The organism is Shewanella sp. H8, assembly GCF_040285065.1.
GTDB lineage: Bacteria > Pseudomonadota > Gammaproteobacteria > Enterobacterales > Shewanellaceae > Shewanella > Shewanella polaris.
This window is the reverse complement of sequence record NZ_CP157213.1, coordinates 2448018-2469369: the sequence shown is the minus strand read 5'-3', so window position 1 is coordinate 2469369 and position 21352 is coordinate 2448018. Positions and strand designations below refer to the sequence as shown.

Below are 21352 nucleotides of genomic sequence, written 5' to 3'. Positions count from 1 at the left end.
AATGTGAATTAAGATGCCAAAGACTGAATAAACTGTTAAATGAACTATGAACTATGAACTATGAACTGAATTATAGTCAGACATTTTTTGTTTGCACAAAAAATATCAAAAAGTTGATCAATATCTCGCTTTTAAATCTTACCTTATTTCATGTAATCATAAATATTACTGTTTTCATAAACTTAAGTTTACTTTGTCACGAACAAGATCCCGCGGTAAATTGTTTTTCAAACGATGACCTAAGTGTTTAACTACACCTAATACCACTCCGTGATAGCTGACTAACATTTCCCCTTGTGCCAGTTTTGCTAAATATTGCTGTGCAGCTTCTTCAAAAGACTGTGTTGCAATGTCTCGACCCATTAAAAAGTCTTGAGCTTGTGCAGCCTTTAATTCAATGGTTCTAGGCGCACCACTTGCTGTCGACAATGCAATAATAGCTTCATGCTTGGCTTTATAGCCTTTTTTCATGGCATCGGCCAGTTTGATCCCAATGCGTTGAAAACGCATTTTGCCAATAAAAGTCATAAATTGCGCCGGGAATAACCAATATTCATCGTCTCGTAACATAATGACATCGTCATGTGGTAGTTCGATTGAGAAAGTCTCTTTAAAATATTGTCGTAGTTCGTTTTGCTGTTTTTCACCCGCAACGGCGAAAGGAAAGTTCTTTTGCTGTTTTGGTTGATTTTTATTACGTTCTACTGAAGCTGTTTTGCGGATCTTGGCAACAAAAAAACCTTCGCTGTCATAAATCTGTGGCCATACGTGTAAAAAACCTTCTTCAGTACAAGCTTTATCTGCACCATTAAATAAATCGGCGAGGGACACAAACTCGACGGCATCAGGATAAACTTGTTGTAAATGTTTACAGATATGCTGATTTTCAAGCTGACTGAGTGTGCATGTTGAATACACTAACGTACCACCGGGTTTTAGTGCTAAAAAAGCTGATTCGATGAGATCTTTTTGAGTTTCAGCAATGGCAGTGACATCTTCAATGTCCCAGTGCTTTAAAGCCAATGGATCTTTGCGCACTGTGCCTTCGCCGCCACAAGGGGCATCTAACAAAATGGCGTCAAAAGACTCAAACAAATATTCACCAAATACACGGCCATCAAAATGGGTTAGTGCTGTATGGCTAGCGCCCATTCTGGACACGTTGGCGTGCAACACCTTAACCCGGCTGGCAGAATACTCATTGGCTACCAGCAGACCACTATTATTCATTAATGCCGCTATTTGAGTCGTTTTAGAACCTGGCGCAGAAGCAACATCTAGTACTGTTTCTGGTATGGTGCTATCAGCAAACAATGCTGTTGGCGGCAACATAGAGCTCGCTTCTTGGATATAAAATAATCCTTGTATATGTTCAATCGCATTACCTAATTGAATATCCTCATTACCTTCAATCCAGAAACCATCATCACACCATGGGATCACCGATAATTGCCAACCAGCTTGTGTCATGATATCGACAAAATTTGGAGTAGTAATTTTTAAGGTGTTGACCCTAATCGACTTTCGAAGCGGTTGATTGCAATAATCAATAAAGTCAGTTAATGACAGGTGTGAAGGGAGTTCATTTTGAATGTGACTAATAAAGTTTGGATGTAATGGGATCATAATAAGGAGAATCATTTCTTATTTAGCTGAATTAGCATGATCATAACACGGAATTGTTACCCCAGAACGTCAATGATTACTGTATATTAACGGGAATATTGAGACAGTGTAATGGAGCGGCGCGTGTTAAACAGAGTATGGCTGTTATTTTTTATTGTGGCTGCAATTTCTATTATTATCCAATTGATAGGTGGTAATGCAGATGTGCTTAGTGGATCTGTTACTGCATTGTTTGCCAGTGCAAAATTAGCCGCAGACATATCATTAGGACTCATCGGTGTATTGGCATTATGGATGGGCCTAATGCAAGTGGGTGAAAAAGCGGGAGTAGTTGGATTATTTGCTCGTGCTTTTGAGCCATTATTGTCTAAATTGATGCCCGATGTTCCACGCGGGCATGTTGCCTATGGCAGCATTAGCATGAACCTAACTGCCAATATTTTGGGATTAGACAATGCTGCGACTCCTTTGGGTTTAAAAGCTATGCATGACTTGCAGAGCCTTAATCCTGTTCAAACGGTCGCGACCAATGCTCAAATTCTATTTTTAGTATTGAATACATCGTCTGTCACTTTAGTACCCGTCACCGTGTTTTTATACCGTGCACAACAAGGTGCAGCAAACCCTGCTGATGTTTTTTTACCTATTTTACTTGCGACCAGTGCATCGACTGTTGTCGGTCTGTTGGTGGTTGCTTTAGTACAGAGGATCTCATTATTTAACAGTGTTATTCTAGCTTACGCTGCATTGATTATTGGCACGCTTATGGCTGGGGTTGCTTACTTATTGACGCTATCGGCACAAGCGATAGGGCAAGTATCAATGGTTTTGGGTAACGGAATTTTATTAATACTGATTTTAAGCTTTATTTTGGTAGCGGGTTATCGCAAAGTCGCTGTATATGATGAGTTTGTCGAAGGGGCGAAACAAGGTTTTGGCCAAGCTATTACATTGATACCATATTTACTTGCCATGTTATTAGCAATTGGTTTTTTAAGGGCATCTGGCGCATTAGATTATGCTTTGCAGCTATTAGCTTCAGGCATTAGTGCTCTTGGTTTCGATACACGCTTTATTGACGCTATGCCAACGGCATTTATGAAACCCTTTAGCGGCTCCGGTGCTCGAGCTATGATGTTAGAAACCATGGACCATAATGGTGTAGATTCATTTGCCGGCCGACTTGCTGCTATATTACAAGGTAGTACTGAAACAACATTCTATGTGTTAGCCGTTTACTTTGGTTCGGTAGGGATCCGCAATGGTCGTCATGCATTAGGTTGTGGTTTAGCGGCAGATTTTGCCGGCATTACAGCCGCTATAAGTGTGTGTTATTGGTTTTATGGTTAGTCATTAATTAGCCAGAGTCTAATATTTAGTCGAGAAAAACATAAGGCCGATAATGATATCGGCCTTATGTTTTTACAGAACCAAATAACCACAATTGAGGTTATTTAGTTTGTGTTGGTTGCCACTGTGCCCATTCATCTTGTATATTCTCATGCAATGGGAAACGTTCGGTGGTATTGATACGGTTACTGTCTGATGTTGTTTCTTGGGTCGCAAATGCGATACCACCGGCGAGTATCGTTTCTAATGATCCGGTTTCTAATTGTGCGCCCGAAAATAGACCGACGTCTAATTTAATACCTGAAGCATCCCAAAACTGACTTGTCTGGTTAACTAAGTGACTATATTCAGCATTAACATGGGCAAATAAGCTAATTTCGGTACCTGAGTCATCCAATTGATATCCATCTATTTGTCCGACTTTAATTCCGCGGAAAAACAGTGGTGTACCGACCTTAATTGAACCTAGTTGATCATCAACTAGTTGGAATGCTAATGCATCTTTAGGCACTGTAGCCTCAAAATTTGAGTGTGGTTGAGCATCAAAGTTATCAACAATTTCTTTGCTATTGCCTGGGATAACACCAATGTATGGACCCGTTAACAGCGTTTCGGGGGCATTAATGCCCGCTAAAGAAATTTGTGCATCGACAATGAAGTATTCACTGTCACTAGTACTAAAATGGTTGGCATATTGACCAAAGATATATGCTTGTGCATTAAGAGTATTTAAATCTTGATTTAGCTTCACATGTGAGACTTCACCAATTTTATGACCTTGATAGCGAATAGCGGCTTTATCGGCTACTTTTGTGCTAACAGGAAGGGTGAGGTTGATGACTTTAGCCTGCATCAGCGCCAGTTGTTTGGTGTCATACAAACGAAGATTAGCTTGATCGCTGTGCTCATCAACTATGTCGTCTATATGTCCAAGGGTAATACTACCTTTTATTGCGCCTTTGAGAGGCGCTACATTAATGTCGACTCCGGCAAGACTGGCATTGATCGCAACAGCATCATTTCGCCAAAACACAGTCTTAGGATTTACTAAAGGGATAAATTTATTATCGATATTAATATCAATATTAAATTTATCCGTTTTAGCGAGCCAATTAACTTTATTCACCGTGCCAATTTGCATTTTCTTGTAATAAATAGGTGAACCTTCAGCTAGGTCAGCACCATCAATACTGGTTAGTGAAAAGTGCGTCATTTGTTGTTGGGCATAAAGTGTCTGGGCTGATTCAATTGATTCATGCAGTGTTAATTTGCTGTTGGCTGGAATCAATGTTTTGTTGTTACCAGGAATTAAGCTAATTGCCCCTTCAAGCAAAGTGGTCACGTCACGAGTGTTAACGCTTATTCCATCTAATGAAGCATTAATGGCTAAGGCACTTTCTGGAATAAAGAAACTGCCTTTTGTGAGTAGATTTTTAAATTCGGGAAGAATTTCAATATGATATTCGACCGCAGAAAAATCTTGGCTTAAATTGATGCTGGTAATACTTCCTATAGGTAGCTGTTTATATCGCACTTGTGCGCCATTGCTGATACCTGTATGGGTATTGGCAACCACTGTCAGGCTAAGTTTATCTTGCGTGAGCAAATCGGGAGCTTGTGATGCTAAATTAAACTGCATCGTCTCCGTCTCCGCAGAGTCCTGAGTCCCGGGTAACACATTAATGACACTCCCAGTCACCAAACGCCCAAGGTGTTTGACGCCTTTTAACGATAATTCAGCGCCGCTTAGCCAAAATTGGCTGTCATTGGTGATTAAGACTTGGTACTGATGTTCTACTCGAGCGAGAAATTCGACACCAGTCTCGGTTAACGTTACTTTTTCAATTTCACCTATAATGACACCACGGTAAATGATGGCTGTACCTTCATTAACATCTTCACTGTCAGCAGCGGTTAACCTAAAATGAACCCCACCAATAGCGGTGACTTCATCATCATAGAGGGTGTAAACATCCCCATTTTCGGCTTTTAAAGTGTTGCTTCCGGTATCAAAGCTGATGCCGCCGGCCAGAATAGACGCGATACTTTCAGTACTGACTTTTACCCCAGATAAAGAAGCATCTATTTTTAAGCCTGACACGTTCCAAAAGTGGGAGTCTTTATTGACTAAATGAGCATATTGCTCTTGAACAAATGCGCTGATAATAATTTGTTTATTTCCATCTAGACGATAGCTAACAACACTTCCTACAGGAGCTTGACGGAAAAATACTGGCGAGCCGACATCAATCGATCCTAGTTTGGGGGATTTCAGTTCAATCATTATTCCTTCACTGCCGGGAAGAATCGCTGGGGCTTCACGTTGTGCTTCAAAAATAGTGGCAGAACGTCCATCTCCAGGTTGGATTGCAATGTAATTTCCCGAAAATAAGGTATCTAATCCTTCAACACCGGTGATACTGGCTTTAGGTTTAACTAACCAAAAAAGGGTATTTTTATTCAAAAATGGGTCAGCGCGGTAATCCATGACTACTTTTACGTTAACGCCTTTAAGATCATCATCAATGCCTATATCGGTTACTTTACCTACCGACAAACCTTGGTATTTTACCAAGGTTTTACCGATATCAATTCCAGCGGCACTGGGAAAGTGGATCAAAATTTCAATGCCTGACTCTTTAATGCTTTTTACACCTAACCAAGCGCCTAATATCAAGGCGACAACAGGTAATAACCATATTGGCGAGAATAATTTTTTCTTCACAATTTTCGGCGATTCAATTTCTGTCATTTGTTTGTTCCAAGCGGTCCCAGAGTAAACGAGTATCTAACACTTTTGCCGCGAGTTGCGTTAGTAATATAACTAATGCAAATGCTGTTGCGGCGGGTGCAGGTTTGGCGTCTAAAAGTTGCCCCATATTCACTAAGGCAACCGTTAATGAAATCACGAATAAATCGAGCATTGACCAACGGCCAATCCATTCAATGATGTGAAAACCAACCATTAACTTTCTTTTTGATATTGGTAGGTTAAAACTGATAGCAGACAAATAAGTAGCTAAGCCAATAATTTTTAGCCAAGGTACTAAAATACTCGCTGTGAAAACAATAATGGCAATCGGGAACATGCCGGTTTTAACTAAATGGCTAATACCACTAAAAATAGTGTCGTTGGTGACCACACCACGGTTGGTTAATAACGTGATTGGATAAATATTGGCGACCACAAGTAAAATGGTTGCCGTGATCAATAAAGCCCAGCTTTGCTGGATACTGGCATAATTACGGCTGCTTAATTGGCTAAAACAACGTCTACAATGACCATTACTAAGCAGATTAAGTTTACGACACACAGGACATAGACATAAGCCCATTTGTTTTCCTTGAAAATTCGATGGGGTCTTCTTTGTCGCATCGTCGTTCGTATTCTCAACGGTCTCTGCACTGCATTTTGTGATTTCACCTGCAATGGTGGTTGGATGATTAGGCATCAACATAGCTCCACATGTGTTCTAGGTTATATTCACGTTGTAAGAATAAAATTATGATAAACAACATGGTAAAACACAAGGTGCCCATTCCGAAATAAACATCCGAAAAATCAGAAAGTTGAAATGCAGATACTAAAAAGCTGATGACATAAATTTCTAACATGGTCATTTGTGATATTAAACCATGATTTTTTAAAAGTGTACTGTAAGTTCTTTGCCAAAATGAACTATGAAGCTTTAATTTTACAATGAGCACTTGGGTTAGAATCGATAATATTAAGAGTCCAGGTGCGATAACCGCCGCGACCATTACCGCTAAACCTACAACCCAATATCCTTCTAACCACACTGTAATAGCAGCCTGCAATACGGTTGTCGTTCGCACGCTACCAAGAAAATGAATTTCAAGTACAGGTAATAAATTAGCGGGTATAAAAATAATCAGCGCCGCGATACACAATGCCAACATGCCATTAATTGAGCAATAAGGAGCGTCATATAATGCAGTGTGGCAGCGTGGGCACAACGCTCTAGCACTTGAGGGCAAAGCTCGTCTCCTCACTACCAAATCACATGATTGGCATAAAATTATTGAATCATGGTCATCTAGTTCATGCATGTAGAATTAATCTAATCCATATTGAAACGCATTATTGGGGGAGCGAAGAGTTAAGCCTCTCTGCTTTGCCTTATATTGGTAAATAAATGTATCAATTGTTAAAAAGTCTCAATTTTCTTCACTTGATAATATCAGAATAACCAGAACACTTGCATCATAAGTTAACTATGTGAGATTCTATACACTGTATATAAAAACAGTGAGGATTACATCATGGCAGTGATAACCCAGTTTGTCGTGGTCAGAGAAGGGGTGGAAAAGATGACATTTATATCGAAGAAAGAGGCAGATGCCTACGATAAGATGCTTGATATTTCCGATAATCTAGTGCCTTTTATCGCTAAGGCAGACCTCGGACTTGATGAAAATAAATGCGAACAGTTGGCATTTTACCTAGCAAACCATAAAGATGAGCTTTCTAACTTGCTAAAAGGTATCGTACAGGTTAAAAACGCTCCTGCGGCAAAAAGCAAGAAAGTGACCGCTAAAAATACATCAGCCGAATAGGCACGTTAATAGCTCACTCTTTTTGTGAGTGTTCAGCTTAAGGAATGGAAATGAAAACCGAATTTTACCAAACGTTAAATCGTCAAGCACAAGCTTTACTCGAAGGCGAAGATGATTTAATTGCGGCAATGGCTAATTTTTCAGCGTTGTTGAATGACAACCTGGAAGACCTTAACTGGGCTGGTTTTTATATCAAGCGCGGTGAGCAATTAGTCCTTGGTCCATTCCAAGGTAAAGTCGCTTGTACCCGTATCAATATGGGTAAAGGTGTTTGTGGGACTGCTGCTGCAGAAAATAAAACCCAGCGAATTGCTGACGTTCATGATTTTGATGGTCATATAGCATGCGATTCGGCGAGTAATTCTGAAATTGTAATTCCTGTTAGACAGGGCAATAAGGTTGTGGCAGTGTTAGATATTGACAGTCCATTATTGAATCGTTTTGATCAAGATGATCAAATCGGCCTAGAAAACATGGTAAAAAGTCTAGAAACTTGCCTATTTGGTTAAATAGCGAACAAATTAGATTAAATCATGGTCGCATTCGCTGCCGTGGGCTTTATAATATGCCGCTATACGCATTTGTGCTGGATTTACTGATGAGCGATGATTAAGCTGAGAGTAAGTTTGGTTAAATTGTTAAGGTTTGTTTCAATGACTTTAGCTAACTGGCGGATAGTGATATTTTGTACGTTGAGCCTTAACGGTTAAGGTTTAACGAAAGATGAACGACTGCATGGCAAATTTTAAGCCGCATAATCAGTCCCTTTATTAACGTGGAAGTAAAAATGGAATCAACAGACAAGTTGACCGACACCAACGCAATATTAGCGTATTTATATGAAACCTTTCCTTTATGCTTTATTGCAGAAGGTGAAACTAAGCCATTAAAAATTGGTTTGTTTCAAGATTTGGCTGAACGGTTAGCTGATGATTCTAAAGTCAGTAAAACACAATTACGTGTAGCGCTTCGTCGTTACACAAGCAGCTGGCGTTATTTGAAAGGCGTTAAAGCGGGTGCTAAACGTATTGATCTTGACGGTAATGAATGTGCTGAATTAGAACAAGAGCACATCGACCATGCTATTTTGACGCTTAAAGAAAGCCAAGATAAAGCTAAAGCCAAACGTCAAGCTTTGGCTCCTAAAAAGCCTGCTAAGAAAGTTGCACCGAAACGTGCTCCTGCTGTTAAAAAAGAACGTCCAGTACCTGTAGCGGCTCCGGTCATTAAACTTGTACCGGCTAAACTTGAAGATTTGAAACCCAAACAACGTGTTAATGTTAAGTTAGGCGCCACACCTGTACCTGGAGTCGTGACTGATATTAATAAAGAAGATGTGCATGTTCAGCTAGACACTGGCCTATCCATCAAAGTACGTGCTGAGCACATATTGTTATAGAAATTTAAGGAGTACTTGTTGATGCGAAAACTTACTTTGGCCGCGTCAATTGCCAGTTTATTTGTCGGCTTTTCGGCATGGGCAATTTCACCAACGATTCAAATCAGCGAGTTACCTAAACTAGCACAAGAGCCACAGCATAAAGTGGCTAGCAAGCGAGTAACAACTTTGTTTACTCGCTCGCATTATCATCGTTTTAACCTTGATGATACCTTTTCTGAAAAGATTTATGCCCGCTTTCTTGAACAACTGGATTATCGTCGTAATGTGCTGACTATGGCAGACATTGCAAACTTCGATCAGTACCAAAAACAGTTTGATGACATGGTTGAAACAGGCGATATTAGCCCTGCATTTGCTATGTACGATTTGGTGCAAAAGCGTCGTTATGAACGTTTTGCTTATGCCTTGTCTTTGCTTGATAAAGAGTTTGATTTTACTAAAGCAGGCGATGTTTATGAGTTTGATCGTAAAGATGCGCAATGGCCAAAGGATGAAGCAGAAGTTAATGAGCTTTGGCGTCAACGTGTTAAATACGATGCATTAAACTTGAAACTAACGGGTAAAAAGTGGCCTGAAATTGTTGAAGTGCTCGAGAAGCGTTATAACAATGCTATTAAGCGCTTAAGCCAAACTCAAAGTGAAGATGTATTTCAAACTGTGATGAATGCGTTTGCTCGCAGTGTTGAACCTCATACAAGCTATTTATCTCCTCGCAATGCCGAACGTTTCCAAATGGAAATGAACCTAAGTCTTGAAGGTATTGGCGCCGTGTTGCAGATGGATGATGACTACACTGTCATCAAAAGTTTAGTGGCTGGAGGGCCTGCTGCCAACAGTGAAAAACTATCACCTGAAGATAGAATTGTCGGCGTAGGTCAAAAAGATGGTGACATAGTTGATGTGATTGGTTGGCGTTTAGATGATGTTGTTGATTTGATCAAAGGGCCAAAAGGCAGTGAAGTTGTCTTGCAGATTTTGCCTAAAAAGGGGGGGGCGAATGCCAAACCTTTTGAATTAGTGATTACTCGAGATAAAATCCGTTTAGAAGACCGTGCAGCAACATCAAAAGTTATCGAACCTACAGAAGGCCAATATGCCAATCGTAAAGTCGGGGTGATTCAGATACCTGGGTTTTATATGAATTTGTCGCAAGATGTGGCTAAAGAAATCACTAAACTCGAAAAAGACAAGGTTGAAGGCATTATTATTGATCTTCGCGGAAACGGTGGCGGGGCATTAACTGAAGCTACATTGTTGACTGGTTTGTTTATTGATATGGGCCCAGTGGTTCAAATTCGTGATGCAAATGGTGGTATCAATCAAAATCGCGATAATGATGGCGTTAGTGCTTATAGTGGCCCATTAACTGTGATGGTTGATCGTTATAGCGCATCAGCATCAGAGATTTTTGCTGCGGCTTTACAAGATTATGATCGTGCACTTATCGTTGGTGAGTCAACCTACGGTAAAGGGACTGTTCAGCAGCATAAAAGTTTAGGTCGCATCTATGATATGTACGAAAAGCCAATCGGACATGTGCAATACACCATTGCTAAGTTTTATCGTATCAACGGCGGTAGTACTCAACTAAAAGGTGTTACACCTGATATTCGTTTACCTAGTGCGTTAGAGCCTGGCGAATACGGTGAGTCAGAAGAGAAAAATGCTCTTCCATGGGATAAGGTACCTGTAGCTCAGTACACTACATTGGGGAATATTACTCCTGCGTTAATTGAAAACTTGGATGTAAAACATAAACAACGCATCAGTAAAGATGTTGAATTTAGTTATATTTACCAAGATATTAAAGAATTTAAAAAACATCATAAAGACAAAACTATCTCTCTTGTTGAGAGTGAGCGCATTGCTTCTCGTGAAGACGATGATAAGCGTGCTCTAGACCGAACGAATGCTCGTCGTGTTCATGAAGGTTTAGCTGCCGTGAAATCTTTAGATGATATTGAAGATACCGATGACAGTAAGCTACCTGATGCATTTTTGGATGAAACCGCCGATATCACTTTAGATATGGCTGATGCAGAAAAGTTGGCTAAAACAACGTCTAAGTAATGAGTTGTTCTGTTAAAAAACGCGCTTAAGGCGCGTTTTTTCTTAATCACAATACTTAAAAATAATACCGATTAGTTAAAGCTTATTACTTTATTTACATTGGTATTAGTACCGCTCAAAGGATCCTGTATGAACCAAGCGCAAGAAAAACATCTTAAAGATTATACCAAACCAGCATTTACCATTACCCATGTTGATTTAAACGTTATTCTTGATGGTAAAAATACTAAAGTGACAGCTGTCAGTACAGTGCGTCGTAATGGTGAACATCAGCATGAGCTGGTTCTTGATGGTGAACAACTTTCGCTTAGTTCAGTTAAGCTTAATGGTGTGGCGGCTAACTATCGTCAACATGATAATCAATTGCTTATTAATACAGACCAAAATGATTTTGAATTAGAAATAGTGACCCTGCTTGACCCTGAGGCTAACTCTAGTCTTGAAGGTCTTTACATGTCTGATGGTGCTTATTGTACTCAGTGTGAAGCTGAAGGATTTCGCAGCATCACTTATTTCCTTGATAGACCTGATGTTCTGGCTGTTTATACCGTGCGGATTGAAGCAGAGAAGCAAGCTTTTCCTTTCTTGTTAAGTAACGGTAATTTGGTTGATAAAGGCGAGATGCCTCGTTCTGGTCGTCATTTTGTAAAATGGCATGATCCGTTTCCAAAGCCGAGCTATTTGTTTGCACTCGTCGCGGGTGATTTTGATTTACTTAGCGATACATTTACCACAATGTCAGATCGTGAAGTTAAACTGCAGGTTTTTGTTGATAAAGGTAACTTACACAAAGCTGATCACGCTATGGCATCATTGAAAAAGGCGATGAAGTGGGATGAAACGCGTTTCGGTCTTGAATATGATCTTGATGTTTACATGATAGTAGCTGTCGACTTTTTTAATATGGGCGCGATGGAAAATAAAGGCTTGAATGTGTTTAATACCAAATACGTTCTTGCAGATAAAGCCAGTGCCACAGATGATGATTATCACGGTATTGAATCAGTAGTCGGTCATGAGTACTTTCATAACTGGACGGGTAACCGAGTAACATGTCGAGATTGGTTTCAGTTAAGTTTAAAAGAAGGCTTAACCGTTTTTCGCGATCAAGAATTTAGCTCAGATGTAGGGTCTCGCGCGGTAAATCGCATTCATGCTATTCGTGTGATGAAAAACCAACAGTTTGCTGAAGATGCAGGACCAATGTCTCATCCAATTCGCCCCGAAAGCGTGATTGAAATGAACAATTTTTACACAGTAACTGTCTACGACAAGGGTGCGGAAGTGATCCGTATGATGCACACCATTTTAGGCGAAGATGGTTTTCAAGCTGGTATGAAGTGCTATTTTGAACGTCATGATGGTCAAGCTGTGACTTGTGATGATTTTGTCAATGCAATGCAAGATGCGAGTGGTAAGGATTTAACCTTATTCCGTCGTTGGTATAGTCAAGCTGGAACCCCCGTCGTGACAGTCAGTGACCGATTTGATGCAGACAAGGGTGAGTATCATCTCACTATCGCTCAGCAGGTAGTATCAAAGGGTGTTAAAGGCCAAGTATTACACATTCCATTTAGCATTGAATTACTGGACATTACAGGGCAATCCATTGTTAATAAAGTGCTTGATATAACGAAAAGTATCCAAACCTTTGTGTTTGACGGGCTTAAAAATGCGCCTATTCCATCGTTATTACAAGATTTCTCCGCTCCTGTAAAACTGGTATATGATTTCAACATAGATCAACTTGTGCACCTTATGCGTTATGCCTCTAGTGAAGTGGCTCGTTGGGAAGCATCGGTGCAGTTAGTGAGTCAAACCATATGGAACAATGTTGCTCAGTTGCAGTTGCAACAGGTAATGGTGGTTGACCCACGTGTTGTAGAAGCATTCAGAGGGATCATTTTAGATGCCAATATTGATCAAGCCTTAGTGGCTGAAATTCTGTCTGTTCCTTCGGCTTCAGCCTTAATTGAACAGGTAGATAAAGTTGATTTAGATGCATTAGCTAAAGCCAGAGAGTATGTGGTTGAAGAACTTGCATCAGCTTGTGAAGATGAATTACTGGTCCGTTATCGTGAACTCATTATCATTAATAATCCTGGAGCACGAGCATTTAAAAATGTTGCTCTATCGTTGTTATGCTTAGTGACGGATGCTCATGAGTCATTAGTTCAGAAACAATACTATTCAGCAAAAAATATGACTGACAGTTTAGGTGCTTTGAAAGCCGCAGCAATTGGACAATTAAGTTGTTTACCTATGTTACTGAGTGATTTTGAATCTATGTGGGAATCAACACCTTTAGTGATGGATAAATGGCTTACTTTACAAGCTTTAGTAGATAGTGATGATGTAATAGATCAAGTTAAAACATTAACTAAGCATCCAAGTTTTAGTTTTTCAAACCCAAACCGGATTAGATCATTAATAGGGGCTTTTGTTGCGGCTAATACCTATCAATTTCATCGTGCTGATGGCGAAGGTTATCGTTATTTGACCAAGATTTTGATTAAGTTGAATAAGACTAATCCACAAGTTGCTTCGCGAATGATTACGCCATTAATTCAATTTTCGAAATTTGATCAACAACGTCAGCAATTAATGAAACAGTGTTTAGTAGAGCTAAAATCACTGCCTGATTTATCAAAAGATTTATATGAAAAAGTGACTAAATCGTTGGCTGAATGATGATTTAATTAGTGACGTATTTAACGTCATTAATTGTGTGATATAGCATGTTAAAAAGGAGAGCTTGCTCTCCTTTTTATGGAATCAATTATGGATATATTTTTTTCTCTTAACGTTAGTTATGATGCATTTCTACCTTATTACCAAGGAGTTGCAGAGAAAGTGCAAGTTAGAGACCATCAAGGGCGAGTGTTGCACATCAATGGTAAGTATTTTAGACCGTATTTGACCCCCCAAGGAATTAATGGACGGTTCAAATTAGTACTAAATTCAGACGGTAGTTTCAAATCACTTAATAAATTGTAGAGTATTTACTTCAAACGTTCGATTGATTAGTTGTGTGTAAATTAACAATTAATGAACATTTATAAGTCTATGAAAATAAACTTCTTTAGTTAATGGAGTAATGATTGTAATTTTCCTGCCAGTATTAATTCAAATACCAGTCCATTTTATTTTATCGAACTTAGCCCGATACCGTTAATTTTCTTAAACATTTTCTTTTTTTGACCTTGCTCAATATAGTTAAATGCTGTAACAATAGTGTTGCCTGTGGGCTAACAAGATGTTGGTTTAAATTCTTATAACAACTAATCCAACAGGCTACGGAGATGAACTAAAATGAATATTGTTAAAAATAGATTTAACAAGTCGACTCTCGCTTTGGGGGTGGTGTCGGCACTATGTTTGGGGATGAGCACTTCAGCCTCAGCCGTTTCTTTTAATTGGGGCGATGTGCGAGGCACATTTGACTCAACTTGGACCGCAGGTGCGAGTTGGCGTGTAGCTGATCGTGATTGGAATGATCAGATAGGTAAGGTCAACCAACCACAGTTTGATTGGTCTGGTTATTCTGCATTTGGTGGTGCATTTGGCTCAACCAAATACACATCTGCAGAAATTTGGGCTCAACCGGGTTCTTATTCAAGCAACAATGATTTAAGTAATTTATTGTATGCGCAGGGTGATACGACGTCTGAGATTGTTAAGGGGCTGCACGAATTATCATTGAAATATGAAAACTACGGTGTTTTCATGCGCGGCATGTATTTCTATGACCGTAAACTCAATGACGGTGATTACGGTTTCAATGATCCATTAACGGGTAAAGAATTTGATCCTTGTCAAGATGACAAAGCGTCAGAAGTGCAATGTAAAGACATTCGCTTATTAGATGCATTTGTCTATGGTCATTGGGATTTAAATAATGGGGATAACCCATTAAGTGTTCGTGTTGGTAACCAAGTGGTTTCTTGGGGGGAAAGCACTCTCATATCTCACGGTATTGCTGTCATTAATGCTGTCGACTTAAACATTCTTAATGCTCCGGGTGCTGAACTTAAAGAAGCATTCCGACCGCAAGGTATGGTGTGGGCATCGTTAGGGTTAACTGAAAATCTAAACCTTGAAGCATTCTATCAATATGATTGGCAACCAATTTGGGTGCCTACACCAGGTTCTAACTTTGCAACCAATGATTTTGCGGGTTACGGTGGTTATAACCAAAATGCACAACTGGGCTTTAACTCTAATCCAGATATCAATCAAGATTTCTTAATTTCAGAGTATTCACGTCTATATGATGCCGCAGCTGCAAGCGGATTTAATTCGGATTATGCAGCTTATATGCTGTCTTATTCTACTAAGGTTGCATTAGTTCAAGATGCAGCAGACCCGAGCGATGATGGTCAATTTGGTGTGAAGTTAGGTTATTACTCACCAGAATTGGGTGAAACTGAGTTCGGTTTCTATTACATGAACTATCATAGTCGCAGACCTATCATTAGCGGAACTGCTTCAAACTTTACAGCAGATGCGATTGGTCGTGATTATGGACGTTTAGCACAAAGTGGTGGCGTTATTGACCGCGATTTGTTGCTAAGCATGGAAACCTTTACTAAATCACAAATTGTATATCCTGAAGATATTCAGTTATATGGTTTTAGCTTTAACACGTTAGTAGGTGACACCTCAGTTGCCGGCGAAATATCTCACCGTGTTGATGAACCATTGCAAATCGATGACGTTGAGTTGTTGTTTGCTGCAATGCCACAGCAATTAGCTAATGCAGGTCTTCGACCAGATCTTGATGGCATTTCGCAGATGGATGTTGCTGATCCTGGTGAAACGGTAGATGGTTTCATTCTTACTGATACCACTCAAGCCCAGATGACATTTACTCACTTATTTGGTCCAACGCTTGGTTTAGATAACTTAACCATGCTTGCTGAAGTGGGTGGTGTGTGGATCCACGATATGCCAGGGTTTGACGAATTGCGCTTAAGTGGTCCCGGTACGGCTCGTTCTGGTGGTAATCCAGAGATGACCGGCATTATTGAAGCGTTGCATAATGGTCCAGAAACAAATCCATTTCCAACTGATTTCGCTTGGGGTTATCGTTTAGTGGCTAAAGCTGACTTTAACAATGTGTTTGCTGGGGTAAACATGTATCCACGAGTGATTTTCTCACATGACGTTGATGGTATTACACCGGATCCTATGTTTTTGTTTACCGAGGGCAGAAAGTCTGTTGCCTTGGGTGTAAACTTTGATTATCAAAGTCGTTGGGGCGCTGATATTTCTTACAACAGCTTCTTTGGTGGCGTAGGAACAACAAATGCTATGGCGGACCGAGATTACATCTCTTTTAACGTCAAGTATTCGATTTAAAAGGATAATAATAATGAAAAAACTGACGATATTATCGGCAGCAGTGATTATCGCACTAGGTGCACCTGCTGCGCTGGCGAAAGTATCACAAGCTGATGCAGATAAATTAGGCACAACATTAACGCCTTTAGGGGCGGAAAAAGCGGCCAATGCTGATGGTTCTATCCCTGCTTGGAGTGGTGGGATTAGTGAGCCGATTGCGGGTTACACTAAAGGCATGCATCACCCAGATCCTTTCCCTAGCGATAAAGTGTTATTTACGATCTCTAACGCTAATAAAACACAATATGCTGATTTCTTAACGCCGGGGCAAAATAAGCTATTTGAAATATACCCAGACACTTACAAAATGAATGTCTATGAAAGTCGCAGAACAGCTGCAGTGCCTCAGTATGTCTATGATGCAACTAAAGCCAATGCTGTTAGAGCTGAATTAGTTTCGGAAGGTAACGGTATTTCTGGTGCGACAATTGGGGTTCCATTTCCTATTCCTAATAATGGTTTAGAAGTCATTTGGAATCATATTTTACGTTATCGCGGAGTGGATGTAGAAACCTACCGTAGCCAAGCCGCGCCTATGTCTAATGGTTCATACACTTTGGTTGAGAATTCTGAAGCTATTCGCTTTGAATATTCTCGTCCAGAGGTGACTTTAGAAAAGCTTAAAGAAACAAATACTTTGTTTTATTTTAAACAAGTAGTAACTCAGCCAGCACGTCTAGCTGGTACTGCACTTCTTGTAAAAGAAACCATGGATCAAGAGGCGCTTCCACGCCAAGCATGGACCTACAACACTGGACAGCGTCGTGTTCGTAAAGCACCTAACGTTGCTTTTGATACACCTGGTACAGTGTCTGATGGTTTACGAACTACCGATGATTTTGATATGTTTAACGGTTCTCCAATGCGTTATAACTGGGAATTAGTAGGCAAAAAAGAAATTTACATTCCTTACAATGATTATCGCTTGCATTCAGATTCATTAAAGTATGATCAGATTTTAAAACCTGGTCATATTAACCCTGAATATGCTCGTTACGAAAAACATCGTGTATGGGAAGTTAAAGCAACGTTAAAAGAAGGCATGCGTCATACCTATAAAACGCGTGTGTTTTATATTGATGAAGATTCTTGGCAAATAGCGGTAACTGATATTTATGATAATCGCGATGAGCTTTATCGTGTCGGTGTTGCGCATCTTATCAATTACTATGAAGTGCCTGCTCTTTGGAGTACGTTAGAAGTATTCCATGATCTTCAATCTCGCCGTTATTTAGCGATGGGTCTAGACAATGAAGGCCGGATGTATAATTTTGATGCATCACTTTCTGAGTCTAACTTTACGCCAGACGCATTAAGACGTGCTGGTATTCGCTAATAAGCCATAAATAAAATGGGGCGCTTAGCGCCCCTATATTGTAAAGGAAGTTTGTATGACGTTTAGCATGCTTCGCAGTGCGGTGGCGATTGGGATTAGTGCATGTTTATATACTGCTTCAGTAGATGCTCAACTCGATCCACTTTCTGTTCAAATTCAACCCTTAGCTCAATCCTCTTTATTGCTTGATATCACCAATGCGGGTGACAAACTGATTGCGGTAGGCCAACGTGGTGATGTGCTTCTGCTAGAAAATAATCAATGGCATCAAGTTGCAACCCCTGTTATTTCTCAATTAACCAAGGTATTTTTTTTCGACGATAAACAAGGTTGGGCTGTCGGACATGATGCAACCATAATTCACACTCAAGACGGTGGATTAACTTGGTCGATACAAATGCAATCACCTGAAATTGAAAAACCTTTTTTTGATGTACGTTTTTACACAGCTGTTGATGGCATTGCGGTAGGTGCGTATGGTTTATTTTATCGCACTGCTGATGGTGGTAAAACATGGCAAACAGAGTTTCACCAAGAGTTACTTTTTGAAGAAGACATATCATATTTAAATGAGCTTAAAGGAGAAGATGAAGCCTTATATTTATCCGAACGAGCGTCATTGTTACCCCATTTTAATCGTTTAATTCGTCTTAAAGATAAAAGACTATTGCTTGTGGGAGAACTTGGTATGGTGGCGGTATCAGATGATAATGGCCACACATTCTCAAAAACAAACTTTGACTATGACGGATCTATGTTCAATGCCATTTCTGTTGCTGATGATGTTTATGTTATGGGGCTTCGTGGTCATGTCTTTAAGTCAGACTTAAGTCTTTCTGCATGGGAAGAAGTAGAACTACCTGTTGAATCATCAATCAATAGCGCACTTATTACACCTAATAATGACCTTTATCTCGTTGGAAACGCTGGTATTGTGTTGTCAGTTGATAATGATAAAGCAACCATTGTTGCAAGACGTCAAGGTGAAAATATAGTCGCAATTGCTCAAGACAGTAAAGGCCAGTTATGGTTCGCCGGTTCCAAGGGACTGTTCCAGCTTGATTAGCCTTCGGGTTAGATTGGAAAATTAAAACAACAATAATAGGGCCGAAAAGATGTTAGAAAAACTGGTCAATGGATTTGAATCTCATTTATTCCGTAATCGTAAATGGGTCATCATTTCGTTTATTTTTATCACAATTTTTTTAGGGTACCAAGCCAGCCAATTAAAAATGGATGCGGCTTTTAGTAAAAATATTCCACTTAACCACTCTTACATGCAAACGTATACTAAACATCAAAAAGATTTTGGTGGTGCAAACAGTATTATGGTGGCAGTAGAAGATACCAGTGGCAGTATATTTAATCCGGTATTTTTTGATGCATTGAAAAATGTACACGATCAATTATTTTTTATTCCCGGAGTTGAACGCTCACAGGTTAAATCGCTTTTTTCTCCTTCTACACGCTTCACCGAAGTTGTTGAAGACGGTTTTGCTGGCGGACCTGTTATCCCTGCTGATTTTCGTAATGATGATTACGGGCTTAAAATTGTTCGCGATAATATTGAAAAAGCGGGCATAGTCGGTCGGCTGATTGGTAACGATTATACCTCCGCCATGGTGTCAGCACAGTTAATGGAGTTTGACCCGCAGACTGGTGAAGCTATTGATACTATTGCGTTTGCTAATCAGTTAGAGCAAGAGCTGCGCGGTAAATTCGAAAACGATCAAATTAAGATTCATATTATTGGCTTTGCCAAAATGGCAGGGGATGTTGCAGAGGGGGCTAAAGGCGTCCTGTTGTTCTTCTTGATAGCTATCGCCATTACCACCGTGATGGTGTACCTGTTTTCAAAATCGATAATATTAACTGTATTGCCATTAATGTGCAGTTTAGTGGCGGTATGTTGGCAATTAGGTTTACTCACAGTAATCGGTTTTGGTTTGGATCCCATGTCGATTCTGGTACCATTTTTGGTGTTTGCCATTGGTGTCAGTCACGGGGTACAGATGATCAATGCTGTACGGCGTCGTGTCCTTGATGGACAAACCACCAAAGCAGCAGCGGCTTCAGCTTTTCGCAGTTTATTAGTGCCTGGTGGTGTTGCTTTACTGTCTGATACGGTAGGTTTCTTAACCTTATTATCAATAGACATTGGTATCATTCGTGAATTAGCTATTTCGGCATCTTTAGGTGTTGCAGTCATTATTTTGACCAACCTTATATTGCTGCCACTGGTGATTTCTTATTTTGAATTACCGAATAAACAAGACAATCCTGAGAAGCGCCAAAAGATTGAAAACCTTTGGCGAAGTTTGTCTAAATTCGCCACGCCAAAGTATGCAGTAGTGGTGTTAGTTTCGACTGCCGTTCTTTATGTGGCTGGGTTTCAACAAGCTTCTAAAATGAAAATTGGTGATTTACAGGGTGGAGCACCAGCACTGCATCAAGATTCTCGCTATAACCAAGACACTTTCTTTATTACCGATCACTTTTCTATTACGACAGACGTGATGACAGTGATTGTAGAAGCCACCCCCGAAGCTTGTACTTATCATTCTGTGTTATCACAAATAGATCAGTTCGAATGGATGATGGCCAATACACCAGGTGTTGAGTCAACAGCGAGTTTGGCTTCCATTGCAAAAAAAGTGAATGCTGGTTTTAACGAAGGTAACCCTAAATGGGAAGTTTTACCGCGTAATACAGCGAGCTTGGTACAAGCTGTTGGCCAAGTACCGACAACCTCTGGTTTGCTAAATAGCAATTGTTCTGTGATGCCAGTGTATCTATTCTTAAAAGATCACAAAGCCGAAACAATAGAAGTGGTGGTTGATAAAGTTAAATCAATGGCTGCTCAATTTAATTCAGACACACTACAATTTAAGTTAGCTTCTGGCCCCGTAGGTGTTATGGCTGCAACAAATGAAGCGGTTAGTGAAGCACAACTGCCTATGATGTTGTATGTTTATGGGGCAGTATTTGTATTGTGTTTGATTAGCTTTAAATCCTTTAAAGCGACAGTTGCGGTGATTATACCTCTATATGTGGTATCAACTTTAGCGCAAGCATTAATGACTTTATTAGATATAGGTCTAGCAGTGAGTACCTTACCCGTTATTGCTTTAGGTGTTGGTATCGGTGTTGACTATGGTATTTATATCTTGTCGACAATGTCCAATAAACTCAGTAACGGTATGCCTGTACAACAAGCGTATTTTGAAGCATTGGTTGAACGTGGTAGTGCCGTTATCTTTACTGGATTGACGTTGGCCATTGGTGTGAGCACATGGTTCTTCTCTGCCCTTAAGTTCCAAATGGACATGGGAATATTGCTCACCTTTATGTTTTTAGTAAATATGTTAGGTGCAATTATTATTCTACCGGCTCTTTCCGCTATGTTCTGGCGAAAAAAGTAGATAAAACATGTAATTAAACAAAAAAGGGAGCTGAGCTCCCTTTTTTGTTTTGCATAGTTAATCTATACAAACGACTTAAATGTCATTTTAAACACTTAACTATGCTGTTGACTGGATTTAGAGAGGATGTACCACTAAAATTTTCCTCGATATAGCAGCAGTTTA

At 39.9% G+C, this 21352-nt stretch carries 15 protein-coding genes; 11 read left to right on the top strand and 4 right to left on the bottom strand.

Annotated elements, in window-relative coordinates; genetic code table 11:
* Positions 1 to 174 precede the first annotated feature (174 nt).
* Entirely contained in the window at positions 175 to 1626 is a 1452-nt protein-coding gene (gene rsmF / locus ABIS04_RS10670) for a 16S rRNA (cytosine(1407)-C(5))-methyltransferase RsmF (protein WP_140234358.1), read from the bottom strand.
* Positions 1627 to 1749: 123 nt separating this feature from the next.
* Between rsmF and ABIS04_RS10665 the strand changes: the two genes are divergently transcribed.
* On the top strand, positions 1750 to 2976 hold the full coding sequence (locus ABIS04_RS10665) for a nucleoside recognition domain-containing protein (protein WP_350431048.1): 1227 nt from the start codon (positions 1750 to 1752) through the stop codon (positions 2974 to 2976).
* Between the two features lie 100 nt (positions 2977 to 3076).
* Here ABIS04_RS10665 and ABIS04_RS10660 read toward each other — a convergent pair whose 3' ends face one another.
* The 3 genes from ABIS04_RS10660 to ABIS04_RS10650 all read right to left on the bottom strand — a co-directional run bounded on the left by ABIS04_RS10660 (position 3077) and on the right by ABIS04_RS10650 (position 7047).
* Entirely contained in the window at positions 3077 to 5728 is a 2652-nt protein-coding gene (locus tag ABIS04_RS10660; protein ID WP_350431047.1) for an MlaD family protein, read from the bottom strand.
* On the bottom strand, positions 5715 to 6311 hold the full coding sequence (locus tag ABIS04_RS10655) for a paraquat-inducible protein A (protein WP_137227481.1): 597 nt from the start codon (positions 6309 to 6311) through the stop codon (positions 5715 to 5717). The genes ABIS04_RS10660 and ABIS04_RS10655 overlap by 14 nt, the downstream gene beginning before the upstream one ends.
* A gap of 109 nt (positions 6312 to 6420) precedes the next feature.
* Complete coding sequence (locus ABIS04_RS10650; protein WP_350431046.1) at positions 6421 to 7047, bottom strand: paraquat-inducible protein A; 627 nt, start codon at positions 7045 to 7047, stop codon at positions 6421 to 6423.
* Between the two features lie 213 nt (positions 7048 to 7260).
* Here ABIS04_RS10650 and ABIS04_RS10645 point away from each other — a divergent pair, with 213 nt between their 5' ends.
* The 10 genes from ABIS04_RS10645 to ABIS04_RS10600 all read left to right on the top strand — a co-directional run bounded on the left by ABIS04_RS10645 (position 7261) and on the right by ABIS04_RS10600 (position 21187).
* Positions 7261 to 7554: a YebG family protein gene (locus ABIS04_RS10645; protein WP_140234355.1), complete on the top strand. Its 294-nt coding sequence runs from the start codon at positions 7261 to 7263 to the stop codon at positions 7552 to 7554.
* 50 nt (positions 7555 to 7604) lie between these two features.
* Positions 7605 to 8063 (top strand): GAF domain-containing protein, encoded by a 459-nt coding sequence (locus tag ABIS04_RS10640; protein WP_350431045.1) that lies wholly within the window; start codon positions 7605 to 7607, stop codon positions 8061 to 8063.
* 278 nt (positions 8064 to 8341) lie between these two features.
* Positions 8342 to 8953 carry an RNA chaperone ProQ gene (gene proQ, locus ABIS04_RS10635; protein ID WP_350431044.1) on the top strand — a complete coding sequence of 204 codons (612 nt, stop codon included), beginning with the start codon at positions 8342 to 8344 and terminating at the stop codon, positions 8951 to 8953.
* Between the two features lie 21 nt (positions 8954 to 8974).
* Positions 8975 to 11026: a carboxy terminal-processing peptidase gene (gene prc, locus ABIS04_RS10630; RefSeq protein ID WP_350431043.1), complete on the top strand. Its 2052-nt coding sequence runs from the start codon at positions 8975 to 8977 to the stop codon at positions 11024 to 11026.
* A gap of 129 nt (positions 11027 to 11155) precedes the next feature.
* Positions 11156 to 13717, top strand: a complete 2562-nt coding sequence (pepN, locus tag ABIS04_RS10625) for an aminopeptidase N (RefSeq protein ID WP_350431042.1) — start codon at positions 11156 to 11158, stop codon at positions 13715 to 13717.
* A 90-nt stretch (positions 13718 to 13807) separates the two neighbouring features.
* Positions 13808 to 14023, top strand: a complete 216-nt coding sequence (locus ABIS04_RS10620; protein ID WP_350431041.1) for a DUF2835 domain-containing protein — start codon at positions 13808 to 13810, stop codon at positions 14021 to 14023.
* A 315-nt stretch (positions 14024 to 14338) separates the two neighbouring features.
* Positions 14339 to 16387, top strand: coding sequence for a DUF1302 domain-containing protein (locus ABIS04_RS10615; RefSeq protein WP_350431040.1), 2049 nt, complete (start codon positions 14339 to 14341; stop codon positions 16385 to 16387).
* A 13-nt stretch (positions 16388 to 16400) separates the two neighbouring features.
* Complete coding sequence (locus ABIS04_RS10610) at positions 16401 to 17765, top strand: DUF1329 domain-containing protein (RefSeq protein ID WP_350431039.1); 1365 nt, start codon at positions 16401 to 16403, stop codon at positions 17763 to 17765.
* A gap of 55 nt (positions 17766 to 17820) precedes the next feature.
* Positions 17821 to 18831, top strand: coding sequence for a YCF48-related protein (locus tag ABIS04_RS10605; protein WP_350431038.1), 1011 nt, complete (start codon positions 17821 to 17823; stop codon positions 18829 to 18831).
* A 49-nt stretch (positions 18832 to 18880) separates the two neighbouring features.
* Entirely contained in the window at positions 18881 to 21187 is a 2307-nt protein-coding gene (locus tag ABIS04_RS10600) for an RND family transporter (protein ID WP_140234347.1), read from the top strand.
* Positions 21188 to 21352: the final 165 nt, after the last annotated feature.

What these genes read in the sequence shown, in the direction of transcription:
- rsmF (WP_140234358.1), bottom strand. Translation starts at nt 1,626, where the DNA reads ATGATCCCATTACATCCAAACTTTATTAGTCACATTCAAAATGAACTC.
- ABIS04_RS10660 (WP_350431047.1), bottom strand. Translation starts at nt 5,728, where the DNA reads ATGACAGAAATTGAATCGCCGAAAATTGTGAAGAAAAAATTATTCTCG.
- ABIS04_RS10655 (WP_137227481.1), bottom strand. Translation starts at nt 6,311, where the DNA reads ATGGGCTTATGTCTATGTCCTGTGTGTCGTAAACTTAATCTGCTTAGT.
- ABIS04_RS10650 (WP_350431046.1), bottom strand. Translation starts at nt 7,047, where the DNA reads ATGCATGAACTAGATGACCATGATTCAATAATTTTATGCCAATCATGT.
- ABIS04_RS10645 (WP_140234355.1), top strand. Translation starts at nt 7,261, where the DNA reads ATGGCAGTGATAACCCAGTTTGTCGTGGTCAGAGAAGGGGTGGAAAAG.
- ABIS04_RS10640 (WP_350431045.1), top strand. Translation starts at nt 7,605, where the DNA reads ATGAAAACCGAATTTTACCAAACGTTAAATCGTCAAGCACAAGCTTTA.
- proQ (WP_350431044.1), top strand. Translation starts at nt 8,342, where the DNA reads ATGGAATCAACAGACAAGTTGACCGACACCAACGCAATATTAGCGTAT.
- prc (WP_350431043.1), top strand. Translation starts at nt 8,975, where the DNA reads ATGCGAAAACTTACTTTGGCCGCGTCAATTGCCAGTTTATTTGTCGGC.
- pepN (WP_350431042.1), top strand. Translation starts at nt 11,156, where the DNA reads ATGAACCAAGCGCAAGAAAAACATCTTAAAGATTATACCAAACCAGCA.
- ABIS04_RS10620 (WP_350431041.1), top strand. Translation starts at nt 13,808, where the DNA reads ATGGATATATTTTTTTCTCTTAACGTTAGTTATGATGCATTTCTACCT.
- ABIS04_RS10615 (WP_350431040.1), top strand. Translation starts at nt 14,339, where the DNA reads ATGAATATTGTTAAAAATAGATTTAACAAGTCGACTCTCGCTTTGGGG.
- ABIS04_RS10610 (WP_350431039.1), top strand. Translation starts at nt 16,401, where the DNA reads ATGAAAAAACTGACGATATTATCGGCAGCAGTGATTATCGCACTAGGT.
- ABIS04_RS10605 (WP_350431038.1), top strand. Translation starts at nt 17,821, where the DNA reads ATGACGTTTAGCATGCTTCGCAGTGCGGTGGCGATTGGGATTAGTGCA.
- ABIS04_RS10600 (WP_140234347.1), top strand. Translation starts at nt 18,881, where the DNA reads ATGTTAGAAAAACTGGTCAATGGATTTGAATCTCATTTATTCCGTAAT.